General features: G+C 40.4%; 12 protein-coding genes and 8 pseudogenes. 7 read left to right on the top strand and 13 right to left on the bottom strand.

The genetic code is table 11. The annotated features are described in order from the left end of the window. Window positions 1-52: 52 nt before the first annotated feature. Window positions 53-496 (top strand): annotated as a pseudogene (thpR, locus tag PN838_RS12465) (RNA 2',3'-cyclic phosphodiesterase); the annotation flags it as partial. A 48-nt stretch (window positions 497-544) separates the two neighbouring features. Here the strand turns inward: thpR and PN838_RS27325 are convergent. The 10 genes and pseudogenes from PN838_RS27325 to PN838_RS12530 all read right to left on the bottom strand — a co-directional run bounded on the left by PN838_RS27325 (window position 545) and on the right by PN838_RS12530 (window position 10,933). After that, window positions 545-1,586 (bottom strand): annotated as a pseudogene (locus PN838_RS27325) (MJ1255/VC2487 family glycosyltransferase). 14 nt (window positions 1,587-1,600) lie between these two features. After that, entirely contained in the window at window positions 1,601-1,834 is a 234-nt protein-coding gene (locus tag PN838_RS12475; protein ID WP_272182585.1) for a phosphatase PAP2 family protein, read from the bottom strand. 55 nt (window positions 1,835-1,889) lie between these two features. Beyond that, window positions 1,890-2,132: a hypothetical protein gene (locus PN838_RS12480; protein WP_272180873.1), complete on the bottom strand. Its 243-nt coding sequence runs from the start codon at window positions 2,130-2,132 to the stop codon at window positions 1,890-1,892. A gap of 105 nt (window positions 2,133-2,237) precedes the next feature. Further along, window positions 2,238-3,765 (bottom strand): annotated as a pseudogene (locus PN838_RS12490) (Ppx/GppA phosphatase family protein). Next, window positions 3,758-5,846: pseudogene (ppk1, locus tag PN838_RS12500) on the bottom strand (polyphosphate kinase 1). Before ppk1 ends, PN838_RS12490 begins: the two co-directional pseudogenes overlap by 8 nt. Before the next feature lie 198 nt (window positions 5,847-6,044). Beyond that, window positions 6,045-6,875 (bottom strand): UDP-2,3-diacylglucosamine diphosphatase, encoded by an 831-nt coding sequence (locus PN838_RS12505; protein ID WP_272180876.1) that lies wholly within the window; start codon window positions 6,873-6,875, stop codon window positions 6,045-6,047. A gap of 62 nt (window positions 6,876-6,937) precedes the next feature. Continuing rightward, window positions 6,938-7,804, bottom strand: a complete 867-nt coding sequence (locus PN838_RS12510) for a GNAT family N-acetyltransferase (RefSeq protein WP_272180877.1) — start codon at window positions 7,802-7,804, stop codon at window positions 6,938-6,940. A 181-nt stretch (window positions 7,805-7,985) separates the two neighbouring features. Continuing rightward, entirely contained in the window at window positions 7,986-8,642 is a 657-nt protein-coding gene (locus tag PN838_RS12520) for a GNAT family N-acetyltransferase (protein ID WP_272180879.1), read from the bottom strand. A 134-nt stretch (window positions 8,643-8,776) separates the two neighbouring features. Next, window positions 8,777-9,184, bottom strand: a complete 408-nt coding sequence (locus PN838_RS12525; RefSeq protein WP_272180880.1) for a VOC family protein — start codon at window positions 9,182-9,184, stop codon at window positions 8,777-8,779. A 151-nt stretch (window positions 9,185-9,335) separates the two neighbouring features. After that, window positions 9,336-10,933 (bottom strand): annotated as a pseudogene (locus tag PN838_RS12530) (isocitrate lyase). Window positions 10,934-11,083: 150 nt separating this feature from the next. Here PN838_RS12530 and PN838_RS12535 point away from each other — a divergent pair. Both PN838_RS12535 and PN838_RS12540 read left to right on the top strand, forming a co-directional pair. Continuing rightward, window positions 11,084-12,018, top strand: a pseudogene (locus tag PN838_RS12535) (LysR family transcriptional regulator). A gap of 156 nt (window positions 12,019-12,174) precedes the next feature. Beyond that, window positions 12,175-14,371, top strand: a pseudogene (locus PN838_RS12540) (malate synthase G). Window positions 14,372-14,456: 85 nt separating this feature from the next. Here PN838_RS12540 and PN838_RS12545 read toward each other — a convergent pair. The 3 genes from PN838_RS12545 to PN838_RS12555 all read right to left on the bottom strand — a co-directional run bounded on the left by PN838_RS12545 (window position 14,457) and on the right by PN838_RS12555 (window position 16,338). Beyond that, window positions 14,457-14,684, bottom strand: a complete 228-nt coding sequence (locus tag PN838_RS12545; RefSeq protein ID WP_272180881.1) for a hypothetical protein — start codon at window positions 14,682-14,684, stop codon at window positions 14,457-14,459. Further along, entirely contained in the window at window positions 14,681-15,268 is a 588-nt protein-coding gene (locus tag PN838_RS12550) for a methyl-accepting chemotaxis protein (RefSeq protein WP_272180882.1), read from the bottom strand. The genes PN838_RS12545 and PN838_RS12550 overlap by 4 nt, the downstream gene beginning before the upstream one ends. A gap of 71 nt (window positions 15,269-15,339) precedes the next feature. After that, window positions 15,340-16,338, bottom strand: coding sequence for a hypothetical protein (locus PN838_RS12555; RefSeq protein WP_272180883.1), 999 nt, complete (start codon window positions 16,336-16,338; stop codon window positions 15,340-15,342). 343 nt (window positions 16,339-16,681) lie between these two features. Between PN838_RS12555 and PN838_RS12560 the strand changes: the two are divergent. From PN838_RS12560 to PN838_RS12575, 4 genes and pseudogenes are all read left to right on the top strand, one after another. Further along, window positions 16,682-17,431, top strand: a pseudogene (locus PN838_RS12560) (MBL fold metallo-hydrolase); the annotation flags it as partial. Window positions 17,432-17,528: 97 nt separating this feature from the next. Further along, window positions 17,529-18,851, top strand: coding sequence for a surface lipoprotein assembly modifier (locus PN838_RS12565; RefSeq protein WP_272180884.1), 1,323 nt, complete (start codon window positions 17,529-17,531; stop codon window positions 18,849-18,851). A gap of 9 nt (window positions 18,852-18,860) precedes the next feature. Continuing rightward, on the top strand, window positions 18,861-19,475 hold the full coding sequence (locus tag PN838_RS12570) for a FecR family protein (RefSeq protein ID WP_272180885.1): 615 nt from the start codon (window positions 18,861-18,863) through the stop codon (window positions 19,473-19,475). Next, the gene (locus PN838_RS12575; protein WP_272180886.1) at window positions 19,472-20,137 is read left to right on the top strand and encodes a hypothetical protein; all 666 of its coding nucleotides are present in this window, start codon (window positions 19,472-19,474) and stop codon (window positions 20,135-20,137) included. The genes PN838_RS12570 and PN838_RS12575 overlap by 4 nt, the downstream gene beginning before the upstream one ends. Window positions 20,138-20,148 lie beyond the last annotated feature (11 nt).

Genomic DNA, 20,148 nt, shown 5'->3' on the forward strand with positions numbered 1-20,148 from the left:
TTGCAATAAATCATTGGCGTGAAACTCATTTAAGCTTTTTGCCTATAGCAAGCCAGTGCCAATGGAAAACTACCATATTACCCTGTCATTTTTGGGGCATATTCCAGCTAGCAAAATGGAATCCTTGGACTTATTGCTGCAAAAAGTATCAGAGTCGAATGAGTTTTCAAGAAGCTTAGTAACAGCCGAAATAGCAGAGCTTGGTACATTTTTGAAACCACAGGTGTTATATCTCGGAGTGACCAAAACGGAGACGCTCATGACGTTAGCAAAACGCTGCAGATCGGTTAACAACAAGTTATCTTTGCCACAACACCATAGCGAATACCGTCCACATATTAGTTTATGTCGCAAGCACCTTGAAAACACGCCGATAGATGTACAAACGCCAAAATTAAAACTGCGTTTTGACCAATTCCATTTATTTGAATCAGTTTCAAGTTCAACATTTGGTAAGCCGCCTAGCTATATCAAACGATTGTCTTATACGCTTTAACGGCTTCGAGGTGCAAAACTTCCCATTGCACCTCAATTAAAACAGCGATCACCTTACAAATTGAGGCATTAATATTGGTTGCCATAAACTTTGGCATAACTTTTCTGGATTTTTGTAGTCGCCTGCCAATAGCCAATCAATGAGGGGGTTGGATCACTCGGGTAATTAATTGCGTCTTTCGATTCCTGTTGCAACCAAGTTTCCAAGACGGCGTCATCTAAACCGGTCATCACATTCGCAAGTCCCAACAAGCTCAAAGTTTCAGCGTTAGAGGCTTGTTCAAATTGGCCATCTAGTGGTTTTAGCAATAACTTTTTACCCACGCACAGTGCTTCGCTAGAGAGTTCAAACCCGGCATTCGCAATAACACCAGCGCATGACTCTAAGTCTCGTAAAAATCCCTGACGACACGGTTTTCGGTATTTAATTGCTCGGGTATCAACATCCTTTTCTATTGAAGGATGGTAAACAACAAAATTGTGATCATGTTGGCCGTTCAACAAATCACTAATCTCATCAAGCTCTTCAAATGGCATATACACTAAAATATCTTCAGATAAAGCGCTCGTAGGTGTTTCTCTTTCGATAAAAGGGGAATAATAGCTTGGCCAAAATGAAACCAATGCACACCTAAGGAAATGTCAGCCGGTGCAAAATATTTTAGGATCTGCTTATTAATCCAATTCATGCCCTTTGCAGGAACCTGCTCATAGTTAAACACGGCTTGATGACTAATGTTAATAACCGCAATACCCGCCTTTTTTGCTGCCCATGCAGAAACTGGCTCAAAATCATTAAGTACTAAATCATAGCAACTGACATCCAACTGATGGATGTCTTTTATCAAGCCAAACAGTTTGGCATTGCTTGCCGTTTTTAAATAATTTATCTTGCCGTGATCATGGCTAAACGTCAGTCCGTCAAAAGTACGATATTGACCAAATCGCTCCATATCAAAATATTGGTCTCGCGGTCTGCCCGAAAATACATAATCTACATCTACGTTTTGCGCAGCAAGCGCCTTCGCCATAACTCTTGCTCTTGTGATATGGCCATTGCCAGTACCCTGAATGCCGTATAATATTCTCATTTTTGTCCTTAATCCTAGATTGCCAATAGAACAAATGCTGCTTGAGCACAACCATAACCCAACAAACCACCAGCTAAAATATCATCAGGAAAATGCACCCCAAGTAATACCCTTGCTAAACCAATTAAACTCGCCCAACAATAAGCTAAAACCGCAAACTCTGGATAATACGTTGCAACAATGGAGGCAAAAACAAACGCGGCTGCGGTATGTCCAGACGGCATACTAAATTTATCAGAAGGTGCTATATGAGATTGAAATGCTTGTAATTTATTAAAAGGTCTGTTTCGTTTTACGAGGTTTTTAAACTGATGTAAATTGGAACTTCAATTGCAAAAGCGGCGAGTGCCGTATAAAAAACGATTCTCCATGCGGCGTTCCAGCCCACAAGATCAACAGTGCTATCGCGAAGTACAAATAGCCGTCACCAGTGCGTGAAACCCAGACACTGAGGTTTTTAATCGGGTTGTTCGATAATAGATGACACTTATAAAACAAAAATGTATCTAATTGTTGAAGCTTTCCATCTCTAATTACACTTGCCATGCTGTACCCCTTACTAAGGTATAAAAGGTTTCAAGTGTGATTAGATTAGAAAATTTAAATGTCGATTATGTGAACACCGCGCGACAACTTTGTGACATCAGAACGTTATTCGCCAAATTTGAGTTTGAAGCCAATATTAGCCAGATACACTTGTTCCATTTTCAAGTCTGCTGCTATTACAGGGTGGTCCGCCAACCACCCTTTTGGGAAAGTTAAAAACATACTGTGATCATCGACTTCAAATTTGATGTCGGGGATAAAGTTTGCTTGTCGCTTAATATTTAAGAGCACGGACAAACGTAAAATAATCATACATTGCAGTAATTCAATTTGTCGAAATTGAGTTAGTTCTGGTAACTCCGCTAAGCGGATTTTTTACGGTGAAAGCGCGTCAATAGCGACAGGAAGGTTTGTTGTTCAGCATTAAAACCATGTAGGTCAGCATGCTGTAAAATATAAGCTGAATGTTTTTGGACACCGCGCGAGTGAATGTGTAATCCAATTTCGTGTAAAAGTGCCGACCACCCGAGTAAATCTTTAACTCGTTTGGTATTTAATGACCAATCTTCTTTGGCTTGTTTAAACAAATTAAAACACGTGTTTAACACTAAATTTGCTTGCTCGATGTCAACATCATACCGTGTTGCTAAGCTTTGAATAGAATGCTCTCGAATATCATCGTGGTGTAAAGAGTCGTCCATTTCATAGATGACCCCCTCACGCAGCGCTGAATTTGAAAAACTTAATTTATCGACACCTAAACTAATAAATATAGCCGTTAATATCGCCAACCCAGCGGGGTAAACTTGTATACGTTGGTCGTTAACTTCACCAAGTTGCAAAGCGTCTATTTCACCAACTTGCTCGCAATATGCGCGCAACTTTTCCAAGTGTTCCAGGGTCAATTCAAAATCATCTAAATCAACATTATTATCCGCACTAGTAATAATACTTTCAATTGAGCCTGACGTACCTAGCGTTTGTTGCCACGTCGCCTTTAACAACTTATCTTCAATTTTTTCAAGTTGTTGTTGAGCAGCCGTTATTGCTTTTGAAAAGTTACTATGGGTAATCTTGCCATCAACAAAAAACGTTGAGTATAACTGACACAGCCCATATCCAAACTTCTCAATATTTGAGGTGTTTGATTTTTTCCTAACGCAAATTCTGTCGAACCACCGCCAATATCAACAATGAGTGAATTTTGTGGTAATTGGTGTGTGTGAGCAACACCATTAAAAATTAAGCGAGCTTCTTCCTGCCCAGAAATAATTTCTACCGGATAAGGAATTATTTTCCGCGCTGCTTTTATAAATTTATATGCATTACGTGCTTTACGAAGTGTGTAAGTACCAACAATTCGAACCGAATCTGGATCAAAGCCACTAATGCTCTTTTCCATCATTTTGAGTGTATCAAGACCACGACGAATCGCTTCTTCAGATAAATAACACTCTTCTGATAGCCCTTCTGCTAAACGTACTTTTTGTTTTACTTTGTGCAGTACCTGTACCGTGCCTGAAATAATACGTACGACAACCAGATGAAAACTGTTTGAGCCTATGTCTAAAACGGCTATTTTAGTCGAGTTACGGAGATCCAGTTCATCAAATGCCGTAGTTATTTCAGTCATTATCGATTTTTTCCAAGTGCTTCAAGTAATGATAGGCTTCGATCTGTGATCGAAGGTTTTTTCGGTTTCCTCGCCTAACATACCCATTTACTTGGTTTTTGTCGATAACTCGGGCCTTTAACGTGTCCTTAAATTGCAATTCGAGCAAATATTTAATGCGTTCTTGCAAAACGGGGTCATAAATCGGACAGCCGACTTCAATTCGATCACGCATATTGCGCAACATCCAATCTGCCGATGATATATACGTTTTTTGGTCGCCGTCATTATGAAACAACATGACTCTAGGGTGCTCTAAAAACCGGTCAACCACGCTAATAATTTGAATGTTGTCACTCAACCCCTTAATTCCGGGCCGCAGGGCACACATACCACGCACAATTCCACGTACTTTGACATTATTTTCACTGGCTAGATAAAGTCGATCGATAATGTCGTTGTCTACCAAGTTATTCACTTTAAATGTGACCGCGCCAACTTTGCCCGCCTGTGCATTTATAATTTCTTGATCAATCAAAGCCAATATTTTTTCTTTAGAATTGATTGGTGAAACCATTAAATGGCGAAATTTTTGTTGGCGGTAAGGTAATTGAATGAGTTCAAATACCGATATTGCTTCTAATGAGAGGTCTTCACGTTTGGTAAATAAACTAAAATCGGTATAAACCTTAGCCGTTTTTTCATTAAAATTACCGGTACCAATATGAGTGTAATGAACAAGCTGTGCTTTTTCTTCGCGGCTGATCACGCATACCTTAGTGTGGATTTTAAATGAGGGATTACCAAATACGACACGCACACCGGCATCTGTCATGGTTTTTGCCCATGCAATATTCGCCTCTTCATCAAATCGCGCACGCAGTTCCATGACTACAGTGACCATTTTACCATTATCCACGGCATCAATGAGCGAACTGACAATTCGAGAATTTGGCGCAATGCGGTACATAGTAATACGAATATGCTTTACAAAAGGGTCAAACGCCGCCTGACGGACAAACTCAGTGAAGTGTAAAAAGCGGTGATATGGGTAATACAATAAAATATCGGCGTGGGAAATTGCGTCAAACACCGTATCAAAACGACTAAACTGCTTACTTGTAATCGCTGGTAGTGGTGGGTTTTCTAAATTTTTACGACCTATATTGGGGAATCCAATAAAGTCAGATACGTTGCGAATACGCCCACCAGCAATTAGATTGTCATACGATGAATGTTTAAGATGCTTTTTTAAACTTTTCACCATTTCCGGCGGCATTGCGCCGTCGTAGATAACCCGCACAGGCTCGGCAATTAGACGTTGCTTCATGCTGTCAGACATCTTTTCTACGTAGGAATCGACTATGTCATCATTAATGGAATATTCGGAGTCTCGGGTCATTTTAAATGAATAGGACTCTATTTGATCAAACTTAATAAACCCTCGAAAAATAGACTCAATAAATAGCTGTATGACATCGTCTAACAAGATAATGCGTTTGTCTTTGTCTCCTTTTTCCTGCGGCAGGATGACGAAGCGTGACATCTTGTCGGTGGGTATTTCCAACGTGGCATATTTGGTCGGTTTGTCATTGCGATGAATTGCGACGTAATAATAGGCCGAGGAATCATTTAGTCGGCCAACCAGATCGACCTTTTTTCAATCATAATGGGCGCAATATGGCGCAGTATTTTGTTATCAAAAAAACCTTTTAGCCAATGACGTTGTTTGTCGTTAATTTGAGGTTGCTCAATTAGACAGATGTGGTTTTTTTAAGCTCTTTAACAATTTGCTGAAATACGATTTCAAATTTTGCGCCTAATTCCGCTACTTGTCGCTGGATTTGCGCCATCAGTAATTCCGTGTCGGCAGCAGCATCAAGATCGGCACTGTTATTAAATATAATGATTTTCCTTCGGACATTGGCGACACGAACACGATAAAACTCGTCCATATTGCTCGAATAGATCCCCAAAAATCGAATACGCTCAATAACTGGATTATTTTTATCTGCAGCTTCTTGCAGTACGCGTGCATTAAACGCTAACCAACTCAGCTCTTTAGGAAAATACTTCTGTTCTTTATCAATGCTTACATTCATCGACTGTCCTACATCATACCAATCGGTAATAAACCTATGATTCTATAAAAGAAATGAAAGCGACAAGATATGCCGCCATAATATTAACTATAATTCAGAAATGTGAAATTTGTATGACAGATATAAAACTTTATGAACAATTTGTGACCAAAACAGTGGCGTAAATACGTATTCTTTACGTCTGCTATAACCTCGATATTACGCCGCAGCTTCGTCTAGTTTTGATAGACGCTCACCCCAGTTCATTTGGCTCAATACTTCCGTTTTATTTTCACCATCTTTCCATCGAAGCAGCTTTAAGTTCCCTGATTGACTTTCTATCATGGTGGTACAGTTTTCAATCCAGTCACCGTCATTACAATACAAGGTTCCGTCAACCATTTCCATTTGAGGATAATGGATATGACCACACACTATGCCATCAACATCCTGTCGTTTGGCGTCAGCTATCGCGGCGTCACGGTACCTACGGATTGCTTCATTGGCCTTTTTAACCTTCGTTTTAATGTAAGACGCCATTGACCAATAAGGTAATCCTAAACGTTTTCGGACTGCATGGCATTGCCGGTTTAACCACAGTAAAACATCATATAAGGCATCACCCAATTTGGCATGAAACTTACCAAAACACACCTCGGAGTCATATTTATCGCCATGTAACATCAATAATTTTTTGCCCGTGACTGTGGTATGAATAAACTCAGAATGTATCTGCACATTACCAAAAAGTTGTTTAACATAAGGCTTCATGAGTTCGTCATGATTACCTAGTAGATAAAAAACGTCGACGCCTTCCTGCGCCCGTTGCAATATCAGATTAAGTATTTGATTATGCGTTTCTGGCCAGTAAACTCGACGTTGCAACGCCCAAAAATCCACAATATCGCCGACCAAAAATATTCTATCAGCGGTGTTGTCATGTAGAAAGTTTAGTAAAAATTCCGCTTTGCAATCACGGCATCCTAAGTGAATATCCGACAACCAAATGGTGCGGTGATGATTCTTGGCAATATAATTGGCTTGGCTCATAACAGATCCTTTCGTTATCCTGATTATCTACAAAGTTATTCCTACAGACTTATTTCTCACGCTTAACTCTGCAGATAGCGTTTCCGCTTTTGGGGTTTCATTTTTTCAATGTCCACCAGCACAAATCCATCAATACAGTCTGAAAAGTCTGGGTCAACGTTATAGCTACAAAACTGGGTTCCGCCGTCGTCACACAGTTCTGAATATTGTTTATATAACGTTGGAACACTAGTGTTTTCATCTTTCATTTTTTGTTTTAGCAAGGTAAATTCGGTTTGATAGTCATCTCCATTAAAGTGAAGGCCGCTATCGGTTGGTAACAAAAATGGTGTTTTGGCATAAACAATTGGTCCACGACTGCCAAAATAGGCCTGATAAAATCGGATCAAGCTGGTTTTTGCTTCCATATTTAAGTCATTGCTGACACTGACGGCCCCCAATAAATATCGAATATCAGGGTGTTTCGCCAAATAAGCACCAATGCCCTGCCACAAATAATCTAAACTACGTTTGCCCCAATATTTGGGTTGCACAAAGCTTCGTCCTAGCTCTAGCCCACGTTGTACTATTTCATCCGTTAAGTGGCTTAAATCAAACAGCGTATCTGTGTATAAACCAATGTGGGAGTGAAACTCCTTAACACGTTTGGTTGGTGCCATTCGGTATGAACCTACAATTTCGAGCTCTTCGTCATCCCATAAAATAATGTGGTCGTAGATATTGTCGTATTTGTCGATGTCTCTTCTTAAGCCTGTACCTTCACCGACCGCTCTAAATGTAAGCTCTCTAAGCCGTCCCAATTCACGCATAACCGACGAATCACTGTCGTGAGTAAAGTTGTAGATCAATTTACCATCACTGGTTGTGCCAATAAGCTCACTTAGCTTGAGTGCTGACTTCAGCTGTTTTCGATCTTCGGGGTGGGCCATACTTTCTAATTGCTCAGAAAAAATGGGTAAGGTTTTTTCTTTGATAATTTGTATAAATGTTTCTTGAACAACTTAACGAGCTGTTTGTTCTCAACAGGAATATTAGTATAGGTAGCGTAACTTATTGGTTTTCCAATTCTCACTCTAAGTTCTTGGTCATGTTTTTTAAACATCTCGTGAACTAGCCACAGCGTTGACACCGGTTTTGCCAGCATCGACAAACCATAAAAGAACGCAGAGTTTTTGCCATCAATATGAATGGGCAAAATTGGCGCTTGTGTTTTTTAGCAAATCGTAAAAAGCCGTTTTTCCATTTACCGTCTTTAACACCTGTTGCTGACATTCGTGACACTTCACCAGCGGGAAAGATTAACAATGCGCCACCATCGACAAGGTGATTTTCAATCGCTTTCATGTTTTCTTTGGCAGTTTTATTGCCCATGTTATTTACCGGAAGCAATAAAGGTCGCAGCGGTTTTATCGCCCACAAAATGTCGTTGGCAACCACTTTTACATCTCTTCGAATATTGCAAAACATTTTAAGTAAAACCAATCCGTCTAAGCTGCCGATTGGATGATTGGCAATTGCCACAACTTTGCCTGTCGAAGGAATATGCCTTAATTCACGATCTTTGGTGATAAACCCAAATTCGAAAAATTCTAGTGCTTGTTCGACAAAATCAACACCGACGAGATGTGGATAAGTTTGTTCAAAACGTTGGAATTCAGATTCGTGGAAGATAAACCTTAAAAAACGCAAAAACGAGTTCTTTAAAAACGGGCTACCTGACTCAATTGCTGGGAAATTTTCCGCAACGACATTTTCTACCGAAATCATATTTTACATTCCATAACTACATTACCTCGTCAATGTAGTCTGCCAAAATGACAGTTCCGTGACCGTAACATTGCAACGAGATGAAAGTTGTCAAATTGAAATATAACGCAGATTATCGCGGCAAATTTATCCTGCTAATCATTGGCGGCTTTTAGCTCTACAGTATTGCCATCAGGGTCCTGAATATAAATGGAGGGGCCATATCCGCCGGCGCCATACCGAACTTCAAACCGCGGAGGAGACTGGGAGTGTGTTTTTATATGTTGACTGATTTGCTCTATTGTAGCGTCAGCTACAGTTAAGCAAAAATGATCGAGATTAACGGGTTTACATGGCGCACCACCACCTTCTCGACCAAGCTCGCCTGATATATCGATAATATCAATTAACGAATGACCCGCACGCAATTGTATCAAGCCCAATTCTTCTGTTCTATCACGCTCAATTGGGCAGTTTAAAATGTCAGAATAAAATGAAACAAGACCCGACAAGTTATTGGTACGAAGTACAATATGATCAATCCCAATGATATTAAGTGCCATATTAAGTTGCTCGATTTGCAGTGGGATGTTTTGAGTATAGTTGGTTTTAATTTTAACGATAAAGCGAGCTATTAATAAATTTTAAACAAAAAAAGTCAGCGAATGCTGACTTTAAACTCATGACAAAATGATTATTGGTTGGGAAACCAGATTAGCCAAATTGATTCATTGTATTGTCGTCACCTGCAGCTTTAAGTGCTGCATCACCGGCAAAGTATTCTTTATGGTCATCACCCATATCCGAGCCCGCCATGTTTTGGTGTTTAACACACGCTATACCTTGACGGATTTCTTTACGCTGAACATTTTCTACATAACCTAACATGCCCTAGTCACCAAAGTATTCCTTGGCTAGATTATCAGTAGACAATGCAGCAGTGTGGTACGTTGGTAGCGTAATCAAATGGTGGAAGATACCCGCTTCTTTGGCTGCGTCCGCTTGGAACGTTCTGATCTTTTCATCAGCTTCTTTTGCCAATTCTGTTGCATCATAAATTGCACTCATTAAATCTGCACGCTCGTAACCTGTTACATCTTTCCCTTCTTCAACCCATAGGCATCAAACACCTGTTCGCGGAAGTTTAGTGTCCAGTTAAACGATGGACTGTTGTTATAAACCAATTTCGCATTTGGAACGACTTCTCTGATTCGGTTGATCATTCCACCAATTTGACCAATATGCGGTTTCTCTGTTTCAATCCACAACAGATCAGCGCCGTTTTGTAGTGATGTAATTGAATCTAGAACGCAGCGGTCTTCACCAGTTCCCGATTTAAACTGGAATAAGTTTGAAGCCAAACGTTTAGGACGCAACAACTTGCCATCACGATTTAAAACAACATCACCATTTTTCATATCGGCAACAGAAACTTCTTCACAGTCTAAGAAGCTATTGTACTGATCACCTAAATCACCCGGTGTATTTGTTACTGCGATTTGTTTTGTTAAACCTGCACCTAATGAATCTGTGCGGGCGACAATAACACCATCATCAACACCCAGTTCTAAAAATGCGTAACGTACCGCTCTAATTTTTGCTAGGAAATCTTCATGGGGCACTGTGACCTTACCATCTTGGTGACCACACTGTTTCTCATCTGAAACTTGGTTTTCAATCTGAATACAACACGCTCCCGCTTCAATCATCTTTTTAGCGAGTAAATAAGTTGCTTCGGCATTACCAAAACCAGCATCGATATCGGCAATAATTGGTACGATGTGCGTTTGGTGATTATCAATCTCATTTTGCAATTTTTGTTCTAGTACTTGGTCACCCGCTTCACGCGCTTTATCTATTTCACGGAAGATGCCACCCATTTCACGAGCATCGGCTTGGCGCAAAAACGTATAAAGCTCTTCAATTAGCGACGATACAGAGGTTTTCTCATGCATCGATTGATCAGGTAATGGCCCAAACTCTGAACGAAGTGCTGCTACCATCCAACCTGATAGGTAAAGGTAACGACGGTCAGTGCTATTGAAATGTTTCTTAATAGAGATCATTTTTTGTTGGCCGATAAATCCATGCCAGCAACCTAACGATTGAGTATATTGACTTGAATCTGCGTCATAATTTGCCATGTCTTGGCGCATAATTGCGGCTGTATATTTGGCGATGTCCAATCCAGTCTTGAATTTATTCTGCGTACGCATTCTTGCTGCGTGCTCTGGGTTAATCGCGCTCCAGCTTTCGCCATTCTGGCTACGGATGGCTTCTAATAGTTCAATTTCATTTGTGTAAACAGACATAGTCGATTCCTCGAGTTGTTATTTTAATAATTGAAACTCAACAAGGTTTGTCGAGATAAAACAAAACTTGTTTGCATTTGTTGATGACAACTCTAGGGTATTGCACTAGGATTCATCAAATAGATAAATCTCATTTACGGAATTCACAGCATGAATATTAGTAAGATCGATCTCAATTTATTGGTATATCTAGATGTATTATTACGAGAGAAAAACGTAACTCGCTCGGCAGATCAACTTTCAATCACTCAACCTGCGATGAGCAATGGCTTAAAAAGACTTAGGGATTTGTTTTCAGATCCAATACTTGTTCGCACCTCAGAGGGCATGATGCCTACAGCCCGGGCATTGCAGTTACAACCTGTGGTCCGTGATGTACTGTCTAAGCTTGAAGCGACAATTCAACCTGAAACCGAGTTTGATCCGCTAACTTCAAATCGCACTTTTCGAATCATGGCCAGTGATTACGCTGAAACAACATTGCTTGCTAAAGTGCTTGGCGAGCTTAGAACAAAGGCTCCTAGCCTCACTTTAGATATTGTAACGCCTTCGGATGTGAGCTTTCACGATGTAGAACTCGGTAAAGTAGACATGGCGATCAACCGGTTCGAAGAGTTGCCGTTGTCATTCCACCAAAAAGTGATTTGGTACGATACTTTCTCTTGCATGGTAAGCAACGACCATCCATGTTTGCCCGATTTTGACTTAGATAAATACTTAAGTTCAAAGCACGTTTGGGTGAGCAAAACCGGCTTTGGCGTTGGTGTAGGTATTGATCCAAACGAAGTTCAAAAGCTTGGTTGGGTTGACGTAGAGTTGGCAAAGCTAGATAAAAAAGAGACATCAGCGTGTTTACACGGCATTACCACATGGCCATGTGGCTTGCCAAAGAACAGCAATTAATTGCAACGTTACCAACCAAAGCAACCGAGCTTTATGCCGATAACCCCATGATATGCGTGATGGACCCGCCATTTGACATTCCGCCAATAGCCTTAAAGATGGCCTTGTCTCCACTATTGCACCACGATGTTGGGCATATTTGGTTAAGACGCCTTATCGTAGATGTAGGGGCCAAACAGTAATTTGGTCATTTTGGAGCCATAAACTTGTTTAAAAGAAATACCTTAGCACCATTATTCATGTTGTGAATGACAAACATCAAAACACTAAACTGTTTAAATATAGGCATTTCCATTTAATATCAATTGTTATCTAAATTTCCGTTGGGGTCTTATATTATGCAGGACGTAGAACACATTCAATTTAACAATCTATCGATTGACGAAGCTTTGTATCAATTCGTAAACAACTCCGTATTAAAACACTTGGGGTTACAACCAGATGCATTTTGGACGGGTTTTGAGCAGCTACTAGGCAAACATATATCCACAAATGAGGCCTTGTTAGATAAGCGTGAAACATTGCAAAGCCAAATTGATGCGTATCATCAATCAAACCCAACATTTGAATTTTCGGAATATAAACGCTTTTTAAGTGACATAGGCTATCTGTTACCAGAGCCAGATGGCGTTACTATCAGCCCGAAAAACGTCGACAATGAGTTGTCGGAAATTGCCGGTCCACAACTTGTTGTGCCCGTAATGAATGCGCGATATGCCCTAAATGCAGTAAATGCTCGATGGGGAAGTTTATATGATGCACTTTATGGTACAGACGTTATTCCTCATGATACGGGGTCAGAACCTTAGCGCACATTACAATCCAATTCGCGGAGAGCAGGTTATTGCCTATGGTAGAGCCTTTTTAAATGACATAGTGCCAATATCTGGCGCAAGTTGGGAAGATGTTTTAGGTTTTGACATTGAACTAGGCCAACTAAAACTTAAGGTTGCCGGTCAAATTGCACCACTAGAAACCCCAACGCTATTTGCGGGATACCGTGGCCTGCCTCATGCACCAACCCATCTTTTGTTTAAACATAACAATTTGCATTTCTACATCGAAATCGACGATACCCATATTATAGGTAAAACCGATTTAGCCCATATCAAAGACATCAAAGTTGAGTCGGCAATAAGTACAATAATGGACTGTGAAGATTCAGTTGCAGCTGTTGATGGCGAAGACAAGGTGCAAGTTTATAAAAACTGGCTTGGGTTAATGCAGGGGATTTATCAACTGAAGTAAATAAAGGGGTAAGTCAATCCTCCGCAAAATGAATCCAGATCTGCAATTTATTGGTAACAATGGCAATTCACTTAGTTTAAGTGGTCGTTCATTGATGTTTGTCCGCAATGTTGGCCACTTAATGACAACCCCTGCAGTCTTATATAACCAAAAGAAATGCCTGAAGGCATTTTGGATGGCGTAATTACTAGCTTAGTTGGCAAAATCGATTTGCTTAAACCTGTTGATGCCACAATCAAAAATTCGCAAAAAGGGTCAATATATATCGTTAAGCCAAAAATGCATGGCCCAGAAGAAGTCGCATTTGCAAATCAATTATTTGACGACATAGAAGACCTAATCGACGTTCCTCGCCATACCATAAAAATGGGAATTATGGACGAAGAACGTCGAACCTCTTTGAATTTGAAGGCATGTATAGGCGAAGCGGCTGAACGAGTAGTCTTTATCAATACTGGATTTTTAGACCGTACAGGTGATGAGATTCATACCAGCATGTTGGCGGGCCCATTTTTGCCAAAAGCTCAAATTAAAACTGAACCTTGGCTAGATGCTTACGAACAATCAAATGTGGCCTACGGATTAGCAACTGGGTTTCACCACGCAGCTCAGATCGGCAAAGGTATGTGGCCTATCCCAGATCATATGCAAGCCATGATGGTTGCCAAACTAGCCCACCCTCAAGCTGGAGCAACAACAGCGTGGGTGCCTTCGCCAACGGCAGCCACGTTACATGCATTGCATTATCACAAAATCAATGTTGGGTCGGTCCAGGAGTCGCTACTGACACGCTGTAAGTCAAATATTGATCAGATCCTGCAAATACCTTTGTTGCAAGATGAAGAACAACTTACACAAACCGAGATCACCGCTGAAATCGAAAATAATGCTCAGGGAATTCTCGGTTATGTGGTTCGGTGGGTTGACCAAGGTGTTGGTTGCTCTAAAGTGCCAGACATTAATAATGTGGGCTTAATGGAAGATCGGGCGACATGTCGTATATCAAGCCAACATATCACCAACTGGCTACATCACGGCTTATGCAATAAACAACAGGTAGTCGACATTTTCAAAAAGATGGCGGTAATCGTAGACAAACAAAACCACAATGACAAAAGTTATGTTTCTATGGCGCCTCATTTTGACTCGTCCATAGCTTTTAATGCTGCATTAAATCTTGTATTAGAGGGAACGACACAACCTAGTGGTTATACTGAACCTTTGTTACATCAAGCTCGATTAGCTAAAAAACAAGCGCAAGCTACACCCGCTCAAATGGCTGGTTAATCATAGTAAATGACCAATCGCTAACACTAAAATGGGGTCACTGTGGCCCCATTTTATTCATTTAATATACCTGCCCTTGAGCTCACTAAGACACTTTATATCGCTCAATTTCTTCATGTAATATTGCTGCTTGCTTAGCAATATCTTGGCTTGCTTCAGCATTCGTCGCTGCACTCATTTGACTGCGTTCGGCAATATCTCGTATTTGAATAACGTGTTTACTCATTTCTGTCGCGACTTCATCTTGCTCCTGCAATGAATTGGAAATTTGGCTATTCATATCCACCACTTCCTGCACGTGACTTGAAATCAACTTAAGCGACTCCCCGCACGGTTAGCTTGCTCTGAACATTCAATTCCGTATTTATGGCACTGTGTCACAACAGCAACGATAGTCTGAGTACTCGTCTGCAAAGAATTAATGATAGTTTCAATTTCACTTGTGGACTCTTGTGTACGCATCGCAAGATTTCTAACTTCATCGGCAACCACAGCAAAACCCCGACCTTGTTCTCCAGCACGCGCAGCTTCAATCGCTGCATTCAACGCCAATAAGTTTGTTTGCTCAGCAATCCCCCGGATAGCGTCTGAAACAGTACCAATTGATTGACTGTCTTGTTCTAGTTTTTCAATTTGTGATAAGGCTTCCTGTAACTGACTGGCCAGTTCGTTAATATTTTTCGACGTCTGTTCAACCTCGTTCGAGCCACTATCAGCTAATTCTCCGGTTTTATTTGCGGTCGCTGTGGCTAATTGGGTATTTTGATGAATATCTGAAACTGTTGCCTGCATTTCGGCGCCTGATGTCGCGACCATATCACTTTCTTGGAACTGCTTTTCCATCCCATCTAAAGTATCTTGGGCATTCTCGGCAAGTTCTACCGTGGCATTATCCAATGTAGTTAACGCCTTATTTACGTTGTAAATTAAATGTTTAAAATCACTTATGAGCGTATTAACATCCTCACCTAACTCAACCAGTTCGTCTTTACCTTTTGTTTTAACAAGTAAGGTAAGATCTTTTTAGTTCGTATATGAGAGATTGCATTTCTAACCGCCAATATTGGACTAATAATGCTCTGACTCGTGTAATAAACAACTACCATGACAAAAATCATAGCGCCGATAAAGACGATAATAGCCGTAATCGTTGCGGTACTAATTGCCTGCTCTAGGCTAGTTTCAAGTTTGCTTTTAATCGCACTCAAGCTGTCTTCAGTTTGCGTTATCGTCCCACGCAGTTGACCTAAAAGGCCAGACTGCGCGTTTAAACCAATCGCTTTTTCCGCTTTCGCTAGGTTTAAAAATTTTTCTTTATAGATATCCAAAGACGCTTTAATTCGGGTTGCGGTGTCGCCCGTTAGATCGGCATTATCTATGTCTTTATAAAAATGCGTCATTTGTTCGTCAAATACCGCAAGGTACTTGGCATCTCGACGTAACATAAAATCTTTTTCTGTCCGGCGTAATTGCAACATATCAACCAATAATCTATGAGTCTGATTACTATTTAAAATATCCTCGACATCATGCACAGCATTTCGTAGTTCGCCATATAATCCATCTTTTGAATCCAAGCCGACTTTCTGTTGAAACTGACTCACTTCGACAAACTGCTTCGTGTAGAGCTCAGATATTTGAGCAAAGGTGTCTAGTTCGGATGCTTTAATACCCAAATCAGAGGTCATAACACCTAGTTCTGCAATTTGTTTTGATAAAAGAGCAGAATTCTTAGTAAACAAATCGACGTATTTAAGCTCTTTTCTCGCGAGAAAATCTTTTTCATTTCGACGTAACATTAATACTTGAGAATTTAGCGACTCCACCTTTACTAGCGCTTGTCCCAAATCATTCATTTTAGTTAGGTTAATCAGCATCAAAGCAAATAGCGTAAGTAAAGCCAGAGCAATCACGACTGCGTTTACCTGCAGGCGCGCTCTGATAGTTAAATTTGTCAATAAGTTCATATAGAAGCCTTTCTATAAAGTTTTAGATTTAGGATGGTATTAGTTAAGCTTTATCGGACTATTTTAGTCAGTCATTAATCGAAATGATGTCCTAATTCAATTTAGTGCAACTTCATTTAGGTATAACAAATATTACCGATCTTTCTAGTTCACCTAACAAAAAAACTAGTTTTATAGGAAAGTTCAAGCATATATGGCGTTATTCAATTGTAATATCAGCGGCTTTGGCGTATAAAAATCATACTTATTATAGGGGTAGTTATCTAATGAAAGTTACGTTTTATGGTGTTCGGGGTTCGGTTCCAACGCTAGGAAGGAAACCAGCCGCTATGGAGGCAATACGCCTTGCACCGTACTGGAAAGTAATAATGGCCAAAAGCTAATATTAGATGCGGGCACAGGTTTACGGATCGCCAGTTGTGAATTTAGCGATTACCCACTGCCAATCAATATTTTGTTGAGTCACCATCACTGGGACCATATACAGGGATTTCCGTTTTTCTCGCCTGTCTTTAAAAAGAACAGTCAAATCACCATTTACCCCGGCCAAACCGATACTCAGCACGATACGGCGATATTAGACCAAATGTCCAAAAGTTATTTCCCGGTTAAATATCATCAAGTCCCTTCGACAATTACGATAAAAAAGACAGATTTTTCAGAAGGATACGACATTGGTGACTTTCATATTCAGTCGATGAAAATGAATCATCCGGACGGTGGCACAGCCTTTAGGATATTTTGTGACAATAAGCTGTTAATATACGCGACTGACAACGAGTTATTAGCCCCTGAAAGTCATAATAAACATGGCGTCCAAGATTGGGTTAAATTTTGCGAAAACTCAGATATGTTAATTCATGATGCACAATATTTAGCACATGAAATGAATGATAAACTTGGTTGGGGTCATTCATCCATTGATGAAACACTAAACTTAGCAGAGTTGGCTAACGTTAAGCTATTGTGTTTATTTAGCCACGACCCACTAAGAACAGATGATCAGCTTGATGATTTAACGGCAAGAATACTCGGTGAGAAACCACCTTATAGTTTCTTTTTTGCAAAAGAAGGGAGGAGCCTTACTTTATAAAAGGCTCAATCAAATTTGGTAACTAATTGAAAATAATTCTAGGTTTAAAATGTTAAAAAGTATGGCAAGGATATATTGTTTAATCGCTGCTTTAGGGATGACTGCACAACTACATGCGGAACAGCCCTCTTTTACCGAAGTGATAAAACAACTTAATTCATTATTAAAAGCCAAAGATTATATTGCTGCATATCAATATGGTGACGACCAAACCTTTGAATACGGTGGTGACCCTGAATTTGATTTATTAGTTGGTTTAGCGGCCTACGGCAGTGAAAAATATCAAGAAGCAGTTTTTGCTTTTGAACGGGTTTTATTAACTAAACCAGGTTCTTATTTGAGTCGCTACTATTTAGCCTCTAGTTATCTAAAAGTAGATAACCTTCATGCCGCAGCCGCCGAGTTAGAGCGCCTATTAACACGCCCGTTAACCCAAACACAACGCGAAAAAACAGAAGCTTTACATAACCGTGTTGAAAGAATTTTAGTCAATCGAAATTTAACCTGGTATCAGCAAGTATCTTCAAGTATTGCATATGATAACAACGTAAATAGCGGTACAGACCAAAAAACGATTACATTACCTAATATCGGCGAGATTCAATTATTTGACACTTCAAGAGCAACACGTGACTTGAGTTATTCTGTAAATTATATGGCAGGATATCAGCACCCTATCAGCCAATATCAATGGTTAAAAATTGATGTATTGGCAAGCTATTTTGGCTATGCACAGCAAACTCAATATCAACGTTTTCAAGCTGGGTTTAATCTCGCCTATGAGCAAGAATTGTTGCGTGGAAAAGTATCAGTCGCAGGTTTTTCTCGGCCACTGTGGCGTGAGGTTGAACAAGCCACAAGTGTTGAAGACTTAACGGGCAATGTTGAAAAAGAAATAGGGCCTTACCGCACAGAGAATGGTATTTCGTTATTTTTTCAGAAGAACACCAGTCGCAAAACCAGTTATCGTTTAGGCGGTAACTATTCAAAAATAGCCAATGATGTTAATCCCCAGCTAGACATGACACGAACCAAAATTAGTGGTTCGTTCCAATACAAAACAAAGCTACTGCACACCATAATTGGACATTGGCAACAAGATGTTACCGATGATCAAGCAAGTAATTACAATAGTAAAGACACTATGGGTGTTACATACCAAGTCACTTGGCCAATCACCAATACCTTAGTTAGCAACAGTTATATCATGGTTGAAAACCACAAGTATGACGACGAGCACCCACTATTTAAAGAAGTAAGAGATGAGGTAATGACTGCCTTATCTTCACAGCTGCTGTTTAATTCATCAGATAAGCTACAATTAAAGCTCTCGATAAATGTACAGAACAAAGAGAGTAATGTAGAGCTATTTAGTTACGACCGCTTGGAAGTGGCCGGCAGTTGGCAATATCGATTTTAGGAGACGTACATGTTAATTCGTTCAGTACTATTATTATCAGGCTTAATGTTTATATCAAACGGCCAAGCCCAAACCGCAGCGGGAAAGACTCTCGTAACTCGTGGTGCGGTAAGCGCTATTTCGTCTTCCGGTGCAGATACCAGAAAATTAAAACGCCGTTCGCCGATTTATAGCAGCGATGTCGTTTCAACAGGTGCTAATGCAAAAGCTCAGTTACGTATGACCGACGGCGGCATGATTGCATTAAAAGAAAATAGTGAACTCCTTATCTCCGACTACAAGTTTAGCGACGACAATGGTCGTGGTTCGGTTGTTATGGAACTTGTGAAAGGTGGCCTACGTTCAGTTACCGGTTCAATTAAAGCTGAAAGCGGTGATTACAAATTAAAAACCCCTGTGGGCAGTATCGGTATTCGCGGAACTCACTATGAAGTAGAAATCGTTGGCGGCACAATTTGGGTTGCTGTATGGGACGGTGCGGTGGATTTAGACATTACCTCTGGTGATCAGTCGGGTAGCACTTTATCCCTCGGACAGAATGAAGGCTACTCCTACGCCAGTATTGATCCTCAGGGCAAAGTAACCACATTTATCGAACCCCTCAAACATTTGAAACCGGCATGACCACGGAAGCCGACGATATCGATCAGAATGAAGAAGAGGAAGAAGAAGAAACCCAAGAAGAGAGTACAAGTAGCACGGTAGCAACCACTACTGTCGTTGCGTCAATTACGGTTGAGGCTGATTCCGACTCCGAAGAAAACACAGAAGCTGAAGATGAAGCAGAAATCGATTCTGAAGTTGAACAATCACAAGAAGTGGCAACTACAGTTGAAGAGAATGCAGATAATCTGATTGAAGACGAATCATTTTTAGCAACAGACGATTTTAACTCCTTAGATACCACTCCTATTGAAGAGCTTTTAGCAGAACGAACAGGGGATTTCACCTATAACCAACTTGCTAATTCTTCGTTAGAATCATCGGTAGGTCCTGTAAGTAACTTCCAAGTTGCAATGACCATCGACTTTGACAAAGGCACAGTCCCTGAAGGCAATATGTCTTTTGACGACGCTGGTGGCGAATGGTTTGCGACTTTTGATGGTGTCATAAATATTGATGAAATTGACCTAGATATAACCTATGCCTCCCATGGTGACAACTTAGCCGATGGCGATATAGAAGTAGACTTTCTTGACGGATTAGACTCAATAATTGGTGATTTTACGCTGGAAGAAATTGCCAATCCTGACATTAATGTCAAGGGTACTTTCACCATAAAGTAGCAAAATAAATT

The sequence above is a fragment of the Psychrosphaera algicola genome, from assembly GCF_028401425.1.
GTDB lineage: Bacteria > Pseudomonadota > Gammaproteobacteria > Enterobacterales > Alteromonadaceae > Psychrosphaera > Psychrosphaera algicola.